Origin of the sequence: Streptomyces sp. NPDC088733, from assembly GCF_044751185.1 — a bacterium.
In the GTDB taxonomy this organism is placed as follows: domain Bacteria; phylum Actinomycetota; class Actinomycetes; order Streptomycetales; family Streptomycetaceae; genus Actinacidiphila.
In genome coordinates this window covers 248,411-265,217 of the sequence record NZ_JBIVLH010000004.1, presented here as the reverse complement: position 1 = coordinate 265,217, position 16,807 = coordinate 248,411, and the positions used below count along the sequence as shown (strand labels likewise).

The 16,807-nt window shown below is 72.0% G+C and carries 13 protein-coding genes; 10 read left to right on the top strand and 3 right to left on the bottom strand.

Features of this window, described 5'->3' with window-relative positions:
* Positions 1–243: 243 nt before the first annotated feature.
* Positions 244–1,149, bottom strand: a complete 906-nt coding sequence (locus ACIP64_RS10025; RefSeq protein WP_401583554.1) for a helix-turn-helix domain-containing protein — start codon at positions 1,147–1,149, stop codon at positions 244–246.
* Positions 1,150–1,301: 152 nt separating this feature from the next.
* Here ACIP64_RS10025 and ACIP64_RS10020 point away from each other — a divergent pair, with 152 nt between their 5' ends.
* From ACIP64_RS10020 to ACIP64_RS10010, 3 genes are read left to right on the top strand one after another with little or no spacing between them, the layout of a single operon-like run.
* On the top strand, positions 1,302–2,045 hold the full coding sequence (locus tag ACIP64_RS10020; RefSeq protein WP_401583552.1) for an SDR family oxidoreductase: 744 nt from the start codon (positions 1,302–1,304) through the stop codon (positions 2,043–2,045).
* Positions 2,046–2,054: 9 nt separating this feature from the next.
* Entirely contained in the window at positions 2,055–2,339 is a 285-nt protein-coding gene (locus tag ACIP64_RS10015) for a TetR-like C-terminal domain-containing protein (protein WP_401583551.1), read from the top strand.
* Complete coding sequence (locus ACIP64_RS10010) at positions 2,336–2,653, top strand: hypothetical protein (RefSeq protein WP_401583550.1); 318 nt, start codon at positions 2,336–2,338, stop codon at positions 2,651–2,653. Before ACIP64_RS10015 ends, ACIP64_RS10010 begins: the two co-directional genes overlap by 4 nt.
* Here ACIP64_RS10010 and ACIP64_RS10005 read toward each other — a convergent pair.
* The gene (locus ACIP64_RS10005) at positions 2,650–3,738 is read right to left on the bottom strand and encodes a mandelate racemase/muconate lactonizing enzyme family protein (protein ID WP_401583549.1); all 1,089 of its coding nucleotides are present in this window, start codon (positions 3,736–3,738) and stop codon (positions 2,650–2,652) included. The two genes, ACIP64_RS10010 and ACIP64_RS10005, sit on opposite strands and share 4 nt — an antisense overlap.
* Before the next feature lie 37 nt (positions 3,739–3,775).
* The gene (locus tag ACIP64_RS10000) at positions 3,776–4,930 is read right to left on the bottom strand and encodes an ROK family protein (protein ID WP_401583548.1); all 1,155 of its coding nucleotides are present in this window, start codon (positions 4,928–4,930) and stop codon (positions 3,776–3,778) included.
* 499 nt (positions 4,931–5,429) lie between these two features.
* Between ACIP64_RS10000 and ACIP64_RS09995 the strand changes: the two genes are divergently transcribed.
* The 7 genes from ACIP64_RS09995 (at position 5,430) to ACIP64_RS09965 (ending at position 16,656) form a co-directional block, all read left to right on the top strand.
* Positions 5,430–7,487: a fibronectin type III domain-containing protein gene (locus ACIP64_RS09995; RefSeq protein ID WP_401583547.1), complete on the top strand. Its 2,058-nt coding sequence runs from the start codon at positions 5,430–5,432 to the stop codon at positions 7,485–7,487.
* 115 nt (positions 7,488–7,602) lie between these two features.
* The gene (locus ACIP64_RS09990; RefSeq protein WP_401583545.1) at positions 7,603–8,637 is read left to right on the top strand and encodes a carbohydrate ABC transporter permease; all 1,035 of its coding nucleotides are present in this window, start codon (positions 7,603–7,605) and stop codon (positions 8,635–8,637) included.
* Positions 8,638–8,648: 11 nt separating this feature from the next.
* Entirely contained in the window at positions 8,649–9,575 is a 927-nt protein-coding gene (locus ACIP64_RS09985; protein ID WP_401583544.1) for a carbohydrate ABC transporter permease, read from the top strand.
* A gap of 29 nt (positions 9,576–9,604) precedes the next feature.
* Complete coding sequence (locus ACIP64_RS09980; RefSeq protein WP_401583542.1) at positions 9,605–12,028, top strand: glycosyl hydrolase family 95 catalytic domain-containing protein; 2,424 nt, start codon at positions 9,605–9,607, stop codon at positions 12,026–12,028.
* Entirely contained in the window at positions 12,022–13,032 is a 1,011-nt protein-coding gene (locus ACIP64_RS09975) for an acetylxylan esterase (protein ID WP_401583541.1), read from the top strand. The genes ACIP64_RS09980 and ACIP64_RS09975 overlap by 7 nt, the downstream gene beginning before the upstream one ends.
* Entirely contained in the window at positions 13,029–14,378 is a 1,350-nt protein-coding gene (locus ACIP64_RS09970; RefSeq protein ID WP_401583539.1) for an ABC transporter substrate-binding protein, read from the top strand. The genes ACIP64_RS09975 and ACIP64_RS09970 overlap by 4 nt, the downstream gene beginning before the upstream one ends.
* Before the next feature lie 94 nt (positions 14,379–14,472).
* Positions 14,473–16,656 (top strand): alpha-galactosidase, encoded by a 2,184-nt coding sequence (locus ACIP64_RS09965; protein WP_401583537.1) that lies wholly within the window; start codon positions 14,473–14,475, stop codon positions 16,654–16,656.
* Positions 16,657–16,807 lie beyond the last annotated feature (151 nt).

Here is a 16,807-nt window from a genome sequence, read left to right as displayed (position 1 = left end):
CGCGAGCGCCTCGAAGACTCCGGCGTCGCGGCACTGGCGCAAGCGGTGTGGACGGTCGACCAGGCACCGGACTCCTGCGGCATCTCACGCCACGGCCCCGCCGTCCCGAACCGCCGGATCACGCCCTCGAACGGCTGCCGCAGCCGCGCGGGACACGGGCCGTACGCGCGATCGGCGGAAACGGCTCGACGAACTCCCGCTCCGCATCCGTCAGTTGCGCTTTGTCGGATCGCGGGCAGAGCGTCACGGCCCGCTTCCGCCCCGGCTGTCCTGCGATCGGGGGCGGGCGTCGGCGTCGCTGCCTGTCGGCGGGTCGACGGCCGCAGCGGGCTGCTGCCCGCCGGCAGGGGCGAGGGAGGCCAGCAGTTGGAGCTTCTCGACGGCGTCGCTGCCCTGGTCCGGGTAGTAGAGCACGAGCAGCAGGTCTCCGACGGCGACCTTCTCGCGGTTGAGGTGCAGTTCGCCCACGACCGGATGGTTGACGGTGCTGGTGCAGCCGAGCGCTTTGATGTCGTGCCGTGCCCACAGGGTGCGGAAGCGGTTGCTGGCCCGGGACAGTTCGCCGACGAGTTCGACTGAGCGCTGGTCGGCGACGCTGTCGTCCACCGAACGGCGAAACGCCGCGACGGAGTCGACGACCGCCGCCTCCCAGTCGTGCTGGAAGTGGCGTTCCTCGGGGTCGAGCAGCAGGGAGCGCAGCCGGTTCTCGCCGGGCCGGAGCCGCGGCGACAGGGCCGTCGCGAGCTGGTTGGCGGCCAGGACGTCGAAGTGCCGGTCCTCGACGAACGCCGGCACGTGCACGGCCGCCAACAGATGGTGCAACCGGGCGGGCGGCTGCGGCGCGCGCTGCTTGCGGCGGGCCGGCGGGCGGGGCCCGTTGAGCCCGAGCAGGTACTCGGTTTCCAGGTCGTCGAGGTAGAGGACACGGGCGATGGCCTGGAGCACCTGCGGGGAGGGGTTGTGATCCCTGCCGCGCTCCAGCCGCAGGTAGTAGTCGGCGCTGATACCGGCAAGCATCGCGACCTCCTCGCGGCGAAGCCCCGGGACGCGCCGGTTGGCGCCACCGGGGATGCCGGCCTGCTGCGGCGTGACCAGGTCACGGCGGGCGTGCAGGTACTCGCCCAGCCGGTTCGCGTCGTCTTGAGGCATACCTACCACCGTAGCCGCGGCCGACGGCCGCAGAGGGGGTCCTGGCACACCCCGGATCAGCAGGGCCTTTCCGGTTCCGAAGCATGCGAGCGAGCCTGGTTGCGGAAGCAGGTGGTCGTCGGACGACTACTGAACGTCACAGGGAGGTTCTGGTGAAGCTCACCAATCGCACAGTGCTCATTGTCGGTGGCACCTCTGGCATCGGGCTCGGACTCGCGCACCGGTTCGCGAAGGACGGCAACACGGTCGTCGTCGGCGGGCGCAGGCCCGAGCCGCAGCAGGACGGCCTGCGGTCCGTTCGGATCGACGTCACCGACCCCACCTCGGTCCTGCGGGCCCGCGACGAAGTGCTCGCCGCGCACCCCGACCTCGACGTCGTCGTCACGATGTCCGGAGTCCTCCTCACCGAAGACCTGCGCGACCCCGCGCACATCACCGACGCCGAGAACATGGTCGCCACGAACCTGCTCGGTACGATCCGGATGATCGACGCCTTCACGCCGCACCTGATCGGCCGCGGCGCCGGAACGATCATCACCGTGAGCTCGGGAATCGCGTTCCTGCCCTTCCCGCTCATGGCCACCTACGGTGCCACGAAGGCCGCGGTCCACTCCTACACCGAGTCACTGCGGGCGCACCTGGCCGGGACCGGCGTGGAGGTGGCCGAGCTCGTGCCGCCGGCCGTCGCGACCCCGGCGATGGCGAAGCTCAACCCGGCGGCCGTGCCCGTCGACGAATACCTCGACGAGGTGATGGAGCTGCTGGCCGTGGAGCCCACGCCCCGTGAGATCGTTGCCGAGGCCGCGCTGCCGCTGCGCTGGGCCGAACGGGACGGCACCTACGCCGAGCTCCTGGAGCGCCGCTCCGCGCCGCTGAACAACCTGCCCGGCCGCTGATCGGCCCGGTTGTACCTGCACGTCGATTCGCCGAACGCCCGCCGGCGGGGCGTCGGCCGGTCCGGCCCGGACGCGGTTCGCGCGATCGCCGGGGTCTACCGGAAGTGGGGCCTCGACCACCCCGGCCGGTACGCCGCCGGCATCCGTGCCCCGCGCCCCGAGGACGAGGAAAACCAGGCCGCGACCTACGAAGCGGTGCGGATCCTGTTCAACGCGCTCATCAACGGCATGCGGGCCGAGGCCGCCATCGGCGGGCCCGACACGGCGCCGCACCGTCCCGGGGAGGGACCATGATTCAGGCCGCCGACTCCCCGAACCGCACCAACGCCGCCTCCGGGCCGCGGTTCCTGACCGAACTGATCGGACTTCCCGCCGTCGTCGGAACACCCGGCGACCGCCCCTTCGACCCGCCGGTGGCGATCCCCGGCGCAGCGATGCTCCTGCTCGTGCTCCTCGAAGCGGCCGCCGCAGCGGTGGCGCCGTGGTTCGCCTGGCCCACGTGGGCGGCGGTCGTCGCAACCGCGCCGGCCGCGACGTCGGTCGTGCTCGAACAGCCGCGCCGGCGTCGGCTGTTGCGCCACTGGATCATGACTCGATACGCACCCTAGGCCACCCGCAGGTCGTCGATCGCGTCCTGGTCCCAGTCGATGCCGATGCCGGGGGTCTCGGACGGCACGACGCAGCCGTCCTCGACGGTCAGCGGCGTGCGCGTGATCGCGTCGAGCTGCGGGATGTGCTCGACCCACCTCCCCGCGGGCACCGCGCACGCCAGGCCGGCGTGCAGTTCCATCAGGAAGTGCGGGGCGACCTGGACGTTGAAGGCCTCCGCGGTGTGCGCGGTCTTGAGCCACGGGGTGATGCCGCCGACGCGGGCGACGTCGACCTGGACGATGCCCGCGGCGCCCGCCGCCAGGTACTCCGCGAAACGGCCGACGCTGTAGAGGGACTCGCCGACGGCGACGGGGATCGACGTCGAGGCCGCGAGGCGGACATGGCCGGCGAGGTCGTCGGCGGGGAGGGGCTCCTCGAACCAGGCGATGTCGTACGGTTCGTACGCGCGCGCCCGGCGGACGGCCTCGGCGCCCGTCATCGACTGGTTGGCGTCCACCATCAGCACCCAGTCGGGCCCGACGGCCGCGCGGACCGCGGCGAGTCGTTCCGCGTCCTCGCCGGCGGTGGGCTTGCCGACCTTGACCTTGGCCCCGCGCAGGCCGCGCTCCTTGGCCCGGAGGGTGGCGCTCGCCAGTTCGTCCGGGGTCAGGTGGAGCCAGCCGCCCTCGGTGTCGTACAGCGGCAGCCGCTCGTGCGCGCCGCCCGCGAGCCGCCACAGGGGTTCGCCGGCGCGCAGGCAGCGCAGGTCCCACAGGGCGGTGTCCACGGCGGCCAGGGCGAGCGAGGTGATGGCGCCGACCGAGGTGGCCCGGGTGACCGACAGCAGCCGCTGCCACAGCGCCTCGACGGTTCGGGCGTCGGCCCCGATCAGCTGTTCGGCCAGGTGGTCGCGGAGCAGGGCGAGCACCGAACTGCCGCCGGTGCCGATGGTGTAGGCGTAGCCGGTGCCGGTCAGGCCGTCGTCGGTGGTGAGGGAGACCAGGATCGTCTCCTGGCGGACGAAGGTCTGCAGGGCGTCGGTGCGCAGGACCTCCGGTTCGAGGAAGACCATCCTGCACTCGACGTGTCTGATCCTGGTCATGGTGACGGCCACGTGCCTTTCGGGGTCGCGGAGGGGGTCACTTCGAGGGGGCGAACACCCGCTGCGCGGCGACCGCCGCGCCCCCGCGGGCCCATTCCTCGAAGGGCAGCGGGCGGACCTCGATGGCGCAGTCGGCGGCGGCGCCGAACGCGTGGGCGGCGAAGGTCTGCCGGAGCTGGTCGGCGAACAGGTCGTACGAGGCCACCCCCTCACCGGAGATGATGATGCGCTCCGGGCCGATGAGGTTGGCGACCGACGCCATGGCCAGGCCCATCACCTGCCCGGCGCGCGAGAACACGGCGCGGACCGCGGTGTCGTCCGCGTGCGCGAGGCGGACCGCCTCCTCCATGGTCAGCGTGGGGTTGCCCGTGGCGCGGCGGGCCTGCTCGGTGATGGCGTGCGTCGAGGCGACGGTCTCCACGCAGCCGGTGTTGCCGCAGGTGCACGTGCGGTCGGTGCCGCCCACGGGCAGGTGTCCGACCTCGCCGGACACCCCGTGCGCCCCCGACACCACCCGGCCGCCGATGGACAGCCCGCAGCCGATGCCGGCGCCCACCGTGACCAGGGCGAAGGACGACAGCCCGACACCGGCGCCGAACCACTGCTCGGCGACGGTCAGGGCCCGTACGTCGTTCTCGATCACCGTGGGGATGCCGGTGGCGGTCTCCACGAGCTGCGCCAGCGGGACGCGGCGCCAGTTGAGGAACGGCGAGAAGTGCACGATGCCGGTCTGCCCGTCCACGTCCCCGGAGATGGTGACCCCGACGCTGTGGATGGCACCGTCCTCCTCCGCCCCGGCGGCGGTGCGGAGCTGGGTGATGAGCCGGGCGATGGCCAGGACCACGGTTCCGACGTCGCGGGAGTCGAGGCCGGCGCGCCGCGAGGCCAGCGGCTGGGCGGTCAGGTCGGTCACCACGCCGATGAGTTCGTCGCCGGTCACCTTGACGCCGACGAAGCGGGCGCGTTCCGCGTGGACGGCGATCAGCGTCGGCGGGCGGCCGTGGGCCCGTTCACCGGACGGCCGGCCGAGTTCGGTGATCCAGCCGTCGGCCAGCAGGGGAGTGGCGGCCTTGGTGACGGCCCCGCCCGACAGCCCCGTACGCCGTCCGATCTCGGCCCGGGTGAGGGGGCCGTACGCGAGGAGTGTCTGGAAGACCAGGACAGCGGCGGGGGGCTGGTCGGCGAGGCTCATGGCCGGGACCATACCTTTCCAACGGAAAGTAAGAAAGAGGTGCGACGCACCCCAGTGATCCCATCTTTTCCGTGACCTGCTGGGGAGTTGCCCGGCAAGTTCGGCTGATCGCCGGTCCTGGCGGGTCAAGACATCGGATTTCTCCGCACGAATATGTTGACGCTGGAAGGAAACCCTGGCTACATTCGCCGCACTCCTCGTCGGTGCGGACGAGACGGTCCTCATGGGGGAGGAGTGCGATCGGGCCCCGGTCGCAGCACTTCCGGCCTCGGTGGCGTTCCGGGACGACCGCCACCGAGGAAGGCTCCGGGGCACGGCTGCCTCCCTGCCGTGCCCCGACCGCACCACCGTCGATACCCCAGCGGACGCCCCAGCGCCGGCCCCGGTCGCGCGCCGCCGCGTCCTGCCGTACCCCGTCGCGCCGAAATGGAGTACCCCCATGGCTCGTTCAGCTGTACGCGCACGTCTGAGACGGCTCAGGCCCCGGACGCGCAGCGGCATGCGCAGGGCCTTCTTCCTCCCCGCCCTCGCGGTGGGCGCCCTCGCGGCGCCCCTCGTCGTGCCGGCCGTCGCCGCCCCGGCCACGGCCGTCGCGCAGACCGCCGGAACGAAGACCGCCCCGGTGCTCGCCGCCAAGCCCTACATGGGCTGGAGCAGCTGGAGCCTGGAGTCCACCAACTTCCCCGGCTACGGCGGCTCCTGGCTCACCGAGTCGCACGTCCTCCAGCAGGCGGACATCCTGGCCTCGAAGCTGAAGTCGCACGGCTACGAGTACGTCAACGTGGACGCGGGCTGGAACGTCAACCCGAACACGCAGAAGAACGTCGTCGACGAGTACGCCCGGCCGGCCGCGGACCCCGTCAAGTTCCCGCACGGCATGAAGTACCTCGGCGACAAACTGCACGCCAAGGGCCTGAAGTTCGGCGTCTACATGGCGGTCGGCCTCTACATCGACGCGTACAACGACGGCAAGAGCCCCATCCTGGACGCGCCGGGCTGCACCACCAAGGACATCGTCTACCCCGACCTGCGCAAGACCAGCGGCTGGGACAACGTCTCCTACCAGCTGAACTTCGCCAGCCCGTGCACCACCAAGTACATCGACTCCATCGCGCAGGAGTACGCCGACTGGGGCGTGGACTTCCTCAAGATCGACGGTGTCGGCCCGGGCTCCAACCAGGGCGACGAGGCGCACAACAACGTCCCCGACATCCAGGCCTGGCACAGCGCCCTGGAGAAGACCGGCCGTCCCATCCAGTTCATCCTGTCCTGGTCGCTCAGCCACGACAAGGCCGACGTCTGGAAGCAGAACTCCAACGGCTGGCGCATCGACACCGACGTCGAGTGCTACTGCGACACCCTGGTGACCTGGAACAACTCCGTCAAGCAGCGGTGGAACGACGTCGTCCCGTGGATCGACGACGCCGGACCGGGCCACTGGAACAACCTCGACTCCCTCGACGTCGGCGCTGGCCCTCTGGACGGCCTCAACGAGGTCGAGCGGCAGAGCCACATGACGCTGTGGGCCATCGAGAGCGCCCCGCTGTACATCGGCGACGACCTCACCCACCTCGACCCCTACGGCCTGTCGCTGCTCACCAACGACGAGGTCATCGCGGTCGACCAGGCCGGCAACCCGGCCCGGCCCGTCAGCCAGAAGACCCCCGAGCAGGTCTGGTACGCCCGCAACGCCGACGGCAGCTACACCGTGGCGCTGTTCAACCTCGGCAAGGGCTACGCCGACGTCACCGCCGACTGGAGCGAGCTGGGCATCAGCGGCAAGCCCGCGGTCCGCGACCTGTGGAGCCACAAGAACCTCGGCAAGAGCGCCGGCGGCTTCACCGACAACCTGCCCCCGCACGGCTCCCGCCTGCTGCGCGTCACCCCGGACGCCGTCACCGGCAAGCCGGGTGTGCCGCTGGCCGTGCACGCCACCGCCTCCACCGCCTCCAGCGTCTCGCTGGCCTGGCAGCCGGTGAACACCGGTACCGCCACGACCGGTTACGACGTTTACGCCGGCGGCACCAAGGTCGCCTCGACCAGCGGCACCGCCACCACCGTGACCGGTCTCCAGGCCGCCACGGGCTACTCGTTCACCGTCGTCGCCCACGACTCCCGCGGCCGCCAGTCCGCGGCGGGCAAGGCCGTCCCGGTCACCACCCCGGCCGCCGGCGGCCCCGTCGCGTACGAGGCCGAGGCGTCCGGCAACACACTCACCGGCAACGCGAGCGTCAACGACTGCCAGGCCTGCTCCGGCGGCAAGAAGGTCGGCAACCTCGGCGGCGGCAACGGCTCGGTGGCGGTCAACAACGTCGCGGCGCCGAAGGACGGCACCTACCTGATGAAGCTCGACTACACCGACGGCTCCTCCGGCCGCACGGTCGTCGTCACCGTCAACGGGACCGCGTTCCAGCTCCCGCTGCCCGGCGGCAACGACAACGAGTGGGGCCGGCCGCGGACCGTCACCGTGCCCGTCGAGCTGAAGGCCGGCGCCAACACGATCGGCTTCGGCAACCCGTCCGACTACGTGTCCGACATCGACCGGATCACCCTCTGACCCGCGGCGGAACCCGCACCGAACCGCTGAGCCGCTGAGCCGCTGAAGCAATGAAGCACTGAGCGGAAGCACCACAGAACCACCCGTTCGACCGACGTACGAAAAGGAGAGTGCCGTGGTGGTCACATCGCAGGGCAACCACACGACGCCGGTGACACCGCCGTCCGGCGCAGCCGGCGCGGAGGCCACCACGGCCGCCTCATCCAGCGGGAAATCCGCGATCACCCCAGGGAAGAACAGCGGCAGGACCAAGCGCCCGGCCGCCACCAGGTCGGTGGCGGCCCGGCGCAAGGACCTGCCGGTCGCCCTGCTGCTCATCCTGCCCTCGGTGGTCGGCTTCGCGATCTTCTACGCGTATCCGACCCTCCGCGGGATCTACCTCGGCTTCACCGACTTCCACGTCCTCACCCCGCCGAACTGGGTCGGACTGGCCAACTTCCGCGAGATGTTCGGCGACGACGTCTTCTGGCACTCGCTGCTCGTCACCGTCTATTTCGTGGTGCTGTCCGTCGTCGCCGGCACGCTGATATCCCTGGTGACGGCGGTGATCCTGCACCGCGTCACCAGTTCCTCGGCGCTGCGCGGCATGATCCTCATGCCGTTCCTGATCTCCAACGTGATCGCCGCGCTGGTCTGGCAGTGGATGCTCGACCCGCACCTCGGCGTCATCAACATCGTGCTCGACCACGTCATCGGCCACTCGATCCTCTTCCTCGGCAGCGGCCCGTGGGCGATCCCCTCCCTCGCCGCGATCAGCGTGTGGAAGTGGATGGGGTACTACTCCCTGCTGATCTTCGCCGGTCTCCAGACCATCCCGCCCACCATCTACGAGGCCGGCCGGGTCGACGGCGCGAGCGAGTTCCAGATGTTCCGGCGCCTGACCGTGCCGCTGCTGCGGCCGATCCTGGTGATGGTGGTCGTCCTGACGGTGATCAACGCCTTCCAGGTCTTCGACATCGTCGCGGTCACCACCAAGGGCGGACCGGCCAACGCCTCGAACGTGCTCCAGATGTACATCTACGACAAGGCCTTCCGGCAGTTCGACTTCGGCTACGCCGCGACGATGTCGCTGGCGCTGTTCGTCCTGCTCATCACGGTCACCTTCACCCAGTTGCGGCTCGCCCGGGCCGACGAATCCGACCTGAACTGACGGAGGCCCTGATGACGCTCGCCCTCGCGCCCCGCACGAAGTCCGTACGGCGCCCCCGCACCCGCAAGGCCGGCCCCGGCCGGATCCTGGCCTGGACCTACCTCGGGATCGTCTCCCTGGCCACGGTCTTCCCCTTCTACTGGATCCTGCGCACCGCGCTGTCCAACAACTACCAGCTGGCCACCGACCCCTCCTCGCCGCTGCCCGTCGGCTTCACCCTCGGCGCGTTCAAGCGGGCGCTCGGGCTGGCCTCCCTCGCCGAGGCCCAGGCCCAGGGCGGCTCCGGCGCCTCCCTGGACATCGCGCTGTACCTGCGCAACTCCCTGATCTACGCCTCCGTGCAGACCGCGCTCATCGTGCTGTTCTCCGCCTGCGCGGCCTACGCGTTCTCCCGCCTGCACTGGCGCGGCCGGAACCTGGTGTTCTCGATCCTCATCAGCGCGCTGATGGTGCCGAGCGTCTTCACCCTGCTGCCGAACTTCGTCTTCATCAAGGACCTCGGCCTCACCAACACCTTCGCGGGGCTCATCCTGCCCGGCGGGCTGTTCCAGGCGTTCACGCTGTTCTTCCTGCGGCAGTTCATGCTCGGCCTCAGCAGCGAGATCGAGGAGGCGGCCATCATCGACGGCGCCGGACCGCTGCGGATCCTGGTGCGGATCGTGCTGCCGATGTCGGCGGCGCCGATCGCCACCGTGTCGCTGCTGATGTTCGTCAACGCCTGGAACGACTACATGTGGCCGCTGCTGGTCACCAACGACGCCAGCGTGCAGCCGCTGACCCTCGCCCTGGGCGTGTTCAAGCAGTCCTCGCCGCAGGCCGCCCCCGACTGGGCCGGGCTGATGGCCGCCGCCCTCATCGCGGCGCTGCCGATGCTGCTGCTCTTCGTCGCCTTCGGCAAGCGGATCGTCAACTCCATCGGCTTCTCCGGCCTCAAGTAACCGCGTACGCGCACCTGGACGGCACCCTCATGAACACCTCTGATCTCCTGCTCCGCTGGCCCGCGCCCGCGAGTACCTGGAACGAGGCCGCCCCGGTCGGCAACGGCCGGCTCGGCGCGATGGTCTTCGGCGGCGCCCACCGCTCCCGCATCCAGATCAACGACTCCACCGTGTGGTCCGGCACCCCCGCGGGACCGGCGAAGGCCCTGGCCGACGTGGTAGCGGCCGGTGCCGGCCCGGAGCGGCTGGCCGAGGTCCGCGCCGCCCTGCGCGCCGGGGACCCGCACCGCGCCGAGGAACTGCTGATGGCCTTCGAGGGGCCGTACAGCCAGGAGTACCTGCCCTGGGCCGACCTGTGGCTGACCGTGTCCGGGGGAGAGCGGGCCACGTACCGGGGGCGGACCCTCAACCTCGACAACGGGCTCGCCGAGGACGCCTTCGAGCTCCCCGACGGCACCGTCGTCGACCGCCGGACCTGGGCCGACGCCGGCACCGGGACCCTGTGCACCGACCTCGTCGCGCACGGCGGGAGCCTGGACCTGCGGCTCGAACTGACCAGCCCGCTCAAGGAGACGCACCGCACCGCGGACGGAAGCGGTGTCGTCCTCGGCGTGGAGATCCCCGTCGACGGCGCGCCCGCGCACGAACCCGGCGTCGAGGAGCCCCTGCGCTACAGCGGGGGTGCCGTCGACGGCTACGACCCCTTCGGGGCGGTCGCCCTGCGGGTGGAGACCGACGGCGAGGTCATCGCGGACGCGGGCGCCCTGCGGGTGACCGGCGCGACCCGGCTGCTGGCGGTCGTGGCGAGCTCCACCGCCGCCCTGCGGCACTGGCGGGGCCTGCCGGCAGCCGAAGACCGCGCCGGCCATCTCGACACCGCCGCGGGCAGCGCCGCGCGGGCCGCCGAACGCGGCACCGCGGAACTGCTCAAGGCCCACGAGGCCGACCTGCGCGGACTCCTCGGCGGCACGTCGCTGCGCATCGGCCCGCGCCGCTCCGGCACCTACGACGTGGCCCGCGACATCCTCGGCGGCGGCGACGAACTCCTCACCGCCACCGTGCTCTTCCAGCTCGGCCGATATCTGCTCGCGTCCGCCTCCCGCCCGCACGCCGGACCGCCCGCCAACCTCCAGGGCATCTGGAACGCCGACCTGCGCCCGGCCTGGTCCTCGAACTACACCGTCAACATCAACACCCAGATGAACTACTGGGGCGCCGAGGCCGCTGGGCTCAGCAGCTGCCACGAACCGCTCTTCGACCTGCTGGACCGCGTCGCGGCCAACGGCACGGACGTGGCCGCGCGGCTCTACGGCGCCCGCGGCTGGGTCGCCCACCACAACACCGACATGTGGGGCTGGGCCCTGCCCGTCGGCATGGGCCACGGCGCCGCGTCCTGGGCGATCTGGCAGATGGGCGGCGCCTGGCTGGTGCAGCACGTCTGGGACCACTACGAGTTCACCCAGGACGCCGCCTTCCTCCGCGAGCGGGCCTGGCCCCTGCTCAGCGGCTGCGCGGAGTTCCTGCTCGACTGGCTGGTCGACGACGGCGCCGGCGGCCTCGACACCCTCCCCTCCACGTCGCCTGAGAACCACTTCCTCACCCCCGACGGCTCCCCGGCCTCCGTCACCCGCTCCACCGCGATGGACATGGCCCTGACCCGGGCCGTGCTCGAACGCACCCTGAGCGCCGCCGGACTGCTCGGCCTCGGCACCCCGCTGACCGGCCGCATCGCCGAGACGCTGCCCAAGCTGCACCCGCCGCGGATCGCCGCCGGCGGCTGGCTCCAGGAGTGGGCCGAGGACCTGCCCGAGCAGGACCCGCACCACCGCCACCTGTCGCAGATGGTCACCGTCCACCCGCTCGGTCAGATCACCCCCGACGCCACCCCCGAACTCGCCGCGGCCGCCACCGCCCTGCTCGACCGGCGCGGACCCGGTGCCATGGGCTGGTCCTGGGCGTGGAAGATGGCGCTGCGCGCCCGGCTGCACGACGCGGCCACGGCCCGCTCCCTCTTCGACGAGGCGACTCGGCCGCTCGCCGGCGACCCGGGCACCGACGCACCCGTCGACGGCTCGCAGTGGGGCGGCCTGCTGCCCAACCTCTTCTCCACCCACCCGCCGTTCCAGATCGACGGCAACTACGGCTTCACCGCCGCGCTCACCGAGATGGTGCTGCAGAGCCACACCGGCACGGTCCACCTGCTGCCCGCCCTCCCCGCCGGATGGGCCGACGGGCAGGCGACGGACCTGCGCTGCCGCGGCGGCCTCGGCGCCGACTTCAGCTGGCGCGACGGCGAGCTGACCGCCGTGACGCTCCGCCGGCACGCCGGGGACGACACCGTGCCGGTACGGATCCGCCACCGCGACCGCACCGCCGAACTCCGCGTCCCGGCCGGGGCCGCCGTCACCCTCGGCGCCGACCTGCGGCCGCAGGGGGAGGCGCGGCCGTGCTGACCGAACAGGACGTCCCCGAGCTGTGGTCGTACCGCAGCACCTACCAGGAGCCCGCCGACTTCGACGCCTTCTGGAAGGACACCCTCGACAGCGCCCGGCGCCACGACGCCCGGCTCGAACTGACCCCGGTCGACACCGGCCTGGAGGCCGTGGACGTCTTCGACGCCGTCTTCCCCGGCTTCGACGGCCACCCCGTCCGCGGCTGGCTGCGGATGCCCCGCCACCGCGGCGGCCCCCTGCCGGCGGTCGTGCAGTTCCACGGCTACGGCAGCGGGCGCGGCGCCCCCGTCGACGACCTGATGTGGGCCTGCGCCGGCTACGCCCACCTGCTGGTGGACGCCCGCGGCCAGGGCGGCGCCTGGGCGGGCGGCGGCGGAACCGCCGACCCGGTCGGCAGCGGCCCGTCCCACCCCGGCTTCCTCACCCGCGGCATCGAGGACAAGGACACCTACGTCTACCGCCGGGTGTTCACCGACGCCGTGCGCGCCGTCGAAGCCCTGCGCGGCTCGCCGTACGCGGACCCGGGCCGTGTCGCCGTCACCGGTCCCAGCCAGGGCGGCGGCATCGCGCTCGCCGTCGCCGGCCTCGTGCCGGACCTGACGGCCGCCCAGTTCCAGTCACCGTTCCTCTGCGACATCAGGCAGGCCACCCGCCTCACCGGCGAGCAGCCCTACGCGGAGCTCATCGGCTACCTCGCCGCCCGCCGCGACCGGGTCGAGCAGACCTTCCGGACCCTCGGCTACTTCGACGGGCTCGCCTTCGCCCGCCGCGCGACCGCCCCCGCCTGGTTCTCCGCCGGGCTGCGCGACGAGGTCTGCCCGCCGGCCACCGCCGTCGCCGCCTACCACGCCTACGGCGGCCCCAAGCAGATGCGGCTGTGGGAGTTCAACGGCCACGACGCCGGCGGCTCCGAGGACCTGGCCATCACCCTGAGCGCCTTCCGCGCGCTCCTCAAGACGTCGTCCCACGCCCACCAGGAACCATCCCGAAAGAAGGAATCATGAGAATACGCAAGGTCGTCGCGCTGGGCGCCACGCTGAGCCTCGCGGCGGTGCTCTCCGCCTGCTCGTCCGGCTCCTCCTCCGCGGGCGGCTCGAAGACCGTCAACTGGTGGACCTGGGACGACAAGCAGGCCGCCGCGTACAAGGTCTGCGCCACGGACTTCGAGAAGGCCAACCCCGGGACGACCGTCAAGATCTCGCAGTACGCCGTCGACGACTACTTCACCAAGCTGACCGCCGGCTTCGTCGCCGGCAACGCCCCCGACGCCTTCCAGAACAGCGTGCAGTTCTTCCAGGCCTACGCCTCGCAGCACCAGCTGCTGGCGATGGACGACTTCATCGCCAAGGACAAGTTCGACATGTCCCGGTTCTCCGTGGGCGTGGACGCGTGGAAGTTCACCGACGGCAAGCAGTACGCCCTGCCGCTCGACTGGGCCGCGGCCGCCCTCTACTACGACCAGGACGCCCTGACCAAGGCCGGCTACTCCGCGGACAAGCTCGCCTCCCTGAAGTGGAACCCCGACGACGGCGGCGACTTCGGCAAGCTCATCGCCCACCTCACCATCGACGAGAAGGGCCACCGCGGCGACGAGAAGGGCTTCGACAAGGCCCACGTCAAGACGTTCGGCTTCGGCCAGGTCGCCGCCAAGGACTTCATCGGCCAGACCACCTGGAGCCCTTTCGTCTCCAGCACCGGCTGGCGCCTGGGCGACAAGCAGAGCTGGCCCACCGTCTTCAACTACGGCGACCCGCGCTTCATCAAGACGATGAAGTGGGTGCGCTCCCTCACCGACAAGGGCTACGCGCCCAAGATCGGCGAGTTCACCTCCAGCGTCAGCGACGTCGACCTGCTCTCCTCCCACAAGGTCGCCCTGGAGATGGGCGGCTCCTGGGAGGCCTCCACCTTCGCGAAGATCCCCGGCATCAAGGCGGGCATCGCGGCGCCCCCGTACGGCCCCGACGGCACGACCCGCGCCGTGATGAGCAACTCCAACGGCAACAACATCTGGGCCGGCACCAAGAACCCCGACCTGGCCTGGAAGTGGGTCTCCTACATGGGATCCGAGGCCTGCCAGAGCAAGGCCTCGCTCACCGGCACGTTCTTCCCCTCCATCCCGGCGTCCATGGACGCCTCCGCCAAGGCGCTGGCCGCCGAGGGCGTCGACCTGACCGTCTTCACCGACATGCTGAAGAACAAGGTGCTCTACCCCTCGCCGGTCTACGGCAACGGCGCCGCGGTCCAGGACGCGATGAACCCGCTCTTCGAGGCGTACTTCGCCGGGCAGAAGGACGACTCCGTCTTCACCGGCATGCAGGAGCAGAGCAAGACGCTGCTCGCGAAGAACTGATCCACTTGCAGTGACCCGTGAAACCGCCGCCCGGACGCGGCCCCCCACCGGGGCCCGTCCGGGCGGCGGAGCACATCGAAAGGAAGGACCCCCCATGGCAGACACCACCGCGCGGATCGCGGCCCTGCGCGCGGCCGGCACCGCGTTCGTCCTGGAGCTCACCGAGCCGGTGCCCCGGGTCCTGCACTGGGGCGAGGACCTCGGCGACCTGTCCGCGGCGGACCTGGCCGCGCTCTCCCTGACGGCCGAGCCCGCGGTCCTCAACAACGCCGTCGACATCCCGCGCCGCTACACCGTCTGGCCCACCGAGGCCGACGGATGGGCCGGCACCCCCGCCCACCACGGCCACGCCGACGGCGGATCCGCGGCCCCGCGCCCTACCCTCGCCGGCACGGCCCTGCGCGAGGATCCCGAGGGCGGCGGCGAACTGGAGGTCTCCCTCACCGACGCCGCCGCCGGGCTCGACATCACGGTCACCTACCGGATGGACGCCTCCGGCGTGCTCGCCGTCCACGCCGACATCACCCGGCACGGCACCGCCGGCCCCGCACCCTACGACCTCGCCCAGGCCACCGTGCTGCTTCCGCTGCCCCGGCGCGCCGGCGAGATCCTCGACTTCACCGGCAAGTGGAGCCGCGAACGCTCCCCGCAGCGGCGCCCGCTCGGCTTCGGCGCCCACGCCCGCGAGGTCCGCCGCGGCAAGCCCGGCCTCGACTCCCCGTACCTCGTCGCCGTCGGCGTGCCCGGCTTCGGCTTCCGCGAGGGCGAGGTGTGGGGCCTGCACGTCGCCTGGAGCGGCGACCAGCGCTACCTCGTGGAGCGGCTGCCCGAGGGCGCCGGCAGCCACGCCGCCGCTCTCGGCGGCGGCGAACTCCTGCGCGCCGGCGAGATCCGGCTCGCCCCCGGCGAGAGCTACCGCACCCCCGTGTGCCACTTCGCCTGGTCCGGCTCCGGCCTCGACGGCCTCGCCGACCGCTTCCACACCCTGCTGCGGGCCCGCCCCAGCCACCCCCGGCGCCCGCGCCCGGTCATCCTCAACAGCTGGGAGGCCGTGTACTTCGACCACGACCTCGACCACCTGCTGCGCCTCGTCGACCGCGCCGCCGAGGTCGGCGTGGAGCGGTTCGTGCTGGACGACGGCTGGTTCCGCGGCCGCCGCTCCGACCACGCGGGACTCGGCGACTGGACGGTCGACCCGAAGGTGTGGCCCGGCGGACTCGCCCCGCTCGTCGACCACGTGCGCTCCCACGGCATGGAGTTCGGCCTCTGGTTCGAACCGGAGATGGTCAACCTCGACTCCGACCTGGCCCGCGAGCACCCCGAGTGGGTCCTCGGCCCCGCCGCCGGCCTCGGCCCGACGGCCCGTCACCAGTACGCCCTCGACCTGTCCCAGCCCGCCCTCGCCGCGTACCTGCTGGACTCACTGGACACCCTGATCACCACGTACGGCATCGACTACCTCAAGTGGGACCACAACCGGGAGCTGTACGAGGCCGTCCACGGCCCCGCGGACCGGCCCGCCTCGCACGCCCAGGTCGTGGCGCTCTACCGGCTGCTGGACGCGCTCAAGGAGCGCCACCCCGCGCTGGAGATCGAGAGCTGCGCCAGCGGCGGCGGCCGCGTCGACCTGGGTATCCTCGCCAGGACCGACCGGGTGTGGGCCTCCGACTGCAACGACCCCGTGGAGCGGCAGTCCATCCAGCGCTGGACGGGCCAGCTGCTGCCCCCCGAGCTCGTCGGCGCCCATGTGGGCGCCAACCCGAGCCACACCACCGCCCGCGTCACCTCCGACGCCTTCCGGATGGCCACCGCCCTGTTCGGCCACGCCGGCATCGAGCAGGACATCACCCGCTGCACCCCGGAGGAGATCGCCCGGCTGACCGCGTGGACGGCCCTCTACCGCGAACTGCGCCCCCTGCTCCACAGCGGCCGCACCGTGCGTGCCGACCTCCCCGACGACGCGACGCTCCTGCACGGCGTCGTCGCCCAGGACGGCATCGCCGCCCTCTACTGCTGGGCGCGCGTCGCGACCTCCCCCGAGGGCCAGTCCGGCCGCGTCCGGCTGCCCGGCCTCGACCCCGCCCACCGCTACGAGGTGCGGGTCCGCACCGACCTCGGCCTGCCCTCCTTCCACCAGACCAGCGGCCCCGCATGGCTCACGGCGGCCATCGACGGCTGGCTCCCCCTCCCGGGCGCGGTCCTCGCCTCCGCGGGTCTCCCGATGCCCCAACTCAACCCGGAGCAGGCCCTCCTGCTCGAGGTCCGGCGCACCGCCTGAACCGAGTGACCCCTGTGCGCCGCACGCCCGACCTGACGCGACAGCGTGCGGCGCACAGCCCGGGTGGGAGTGCACCGCGTTCTCAGGCACGTGGAGACCTGTCGTGCCGAGGCGTCCCCTCCGGTGGGGGCGCCCGATGCCGGCGCGCAGG

What these genes read in the sequence shown, in the direction of transcription:
- ACIP64_RS09985 (WP_401583544.1), top strand. Translation starts at nt 8,649, where the DNA reads ATGACGCTCGCCCTCGCGCCCCGCACGAAGTCCGTACGGCGCCCCCGC.
- ACIP64_RS10025 (WP_401583554.1), bottom strand. Translation starts at nt 1,149, where the DNA reads ATGCCTCAAGACGACGCGAACCGGCTGGGCGAGTACCTGCACGCCCGC.
- ACIP64_RS09965 (WP_401583537.1), top strand. Translation starts at nt 14,473, where the DNA reads ATGGCAGACACCACCGCGCGGATCGCGGCCCTGCGCGCGGCCGGCACC.
- ACIP64_RS09970 (WP_401583539.1), top strand. Translation starts at nt 13,029, where the DNA reads ATGAGAATACGCAAGGTCGTCGCGCTGGGCGCCACGCTGAGCCTCGCG.
- ACIP64_RS10005 (WP_401583549.1), bottom strand. Translation starts at nt 3,738, where the DNA reads ATGACCAGGATCAGACACGTCGAGTGCAGGATGGTCTTCCTCGAACCG.
- ACIP64_RS09980 (WP_401583542.1), top strand. Translation starts at nt 9,605, where the DNA reads ATGAACACCTCTGATCTCCTGCTCCGCTGGCCCGCGCCCGCGAGTACC.
- ACIP64_RS09995 (WP_401583547.1), top strand. Translation starts at nt 5,430, where the DNA reads ATGCGCAGGGCCTTCTTCCTCCCCGCCCTCGCGGTGGGCGCCCTCGCG.
- ACIP64_RS10010 (WP_401583550.1), top strand. Translation starts at nt 2,336, where the DNA reads ATGATTCAGGCCGCCGACTCCCCGAACCGCACCAACGCCGCCTCCGGG.
- ACIP64_RS10000 (WP_401583548.1), bottom strand. Translation starts at nt 4,930, where the DNA reads ATGAGCCTCGCCGACCAGCCCCCCGCCGCTGTCCTGGTCTTCCAGACA.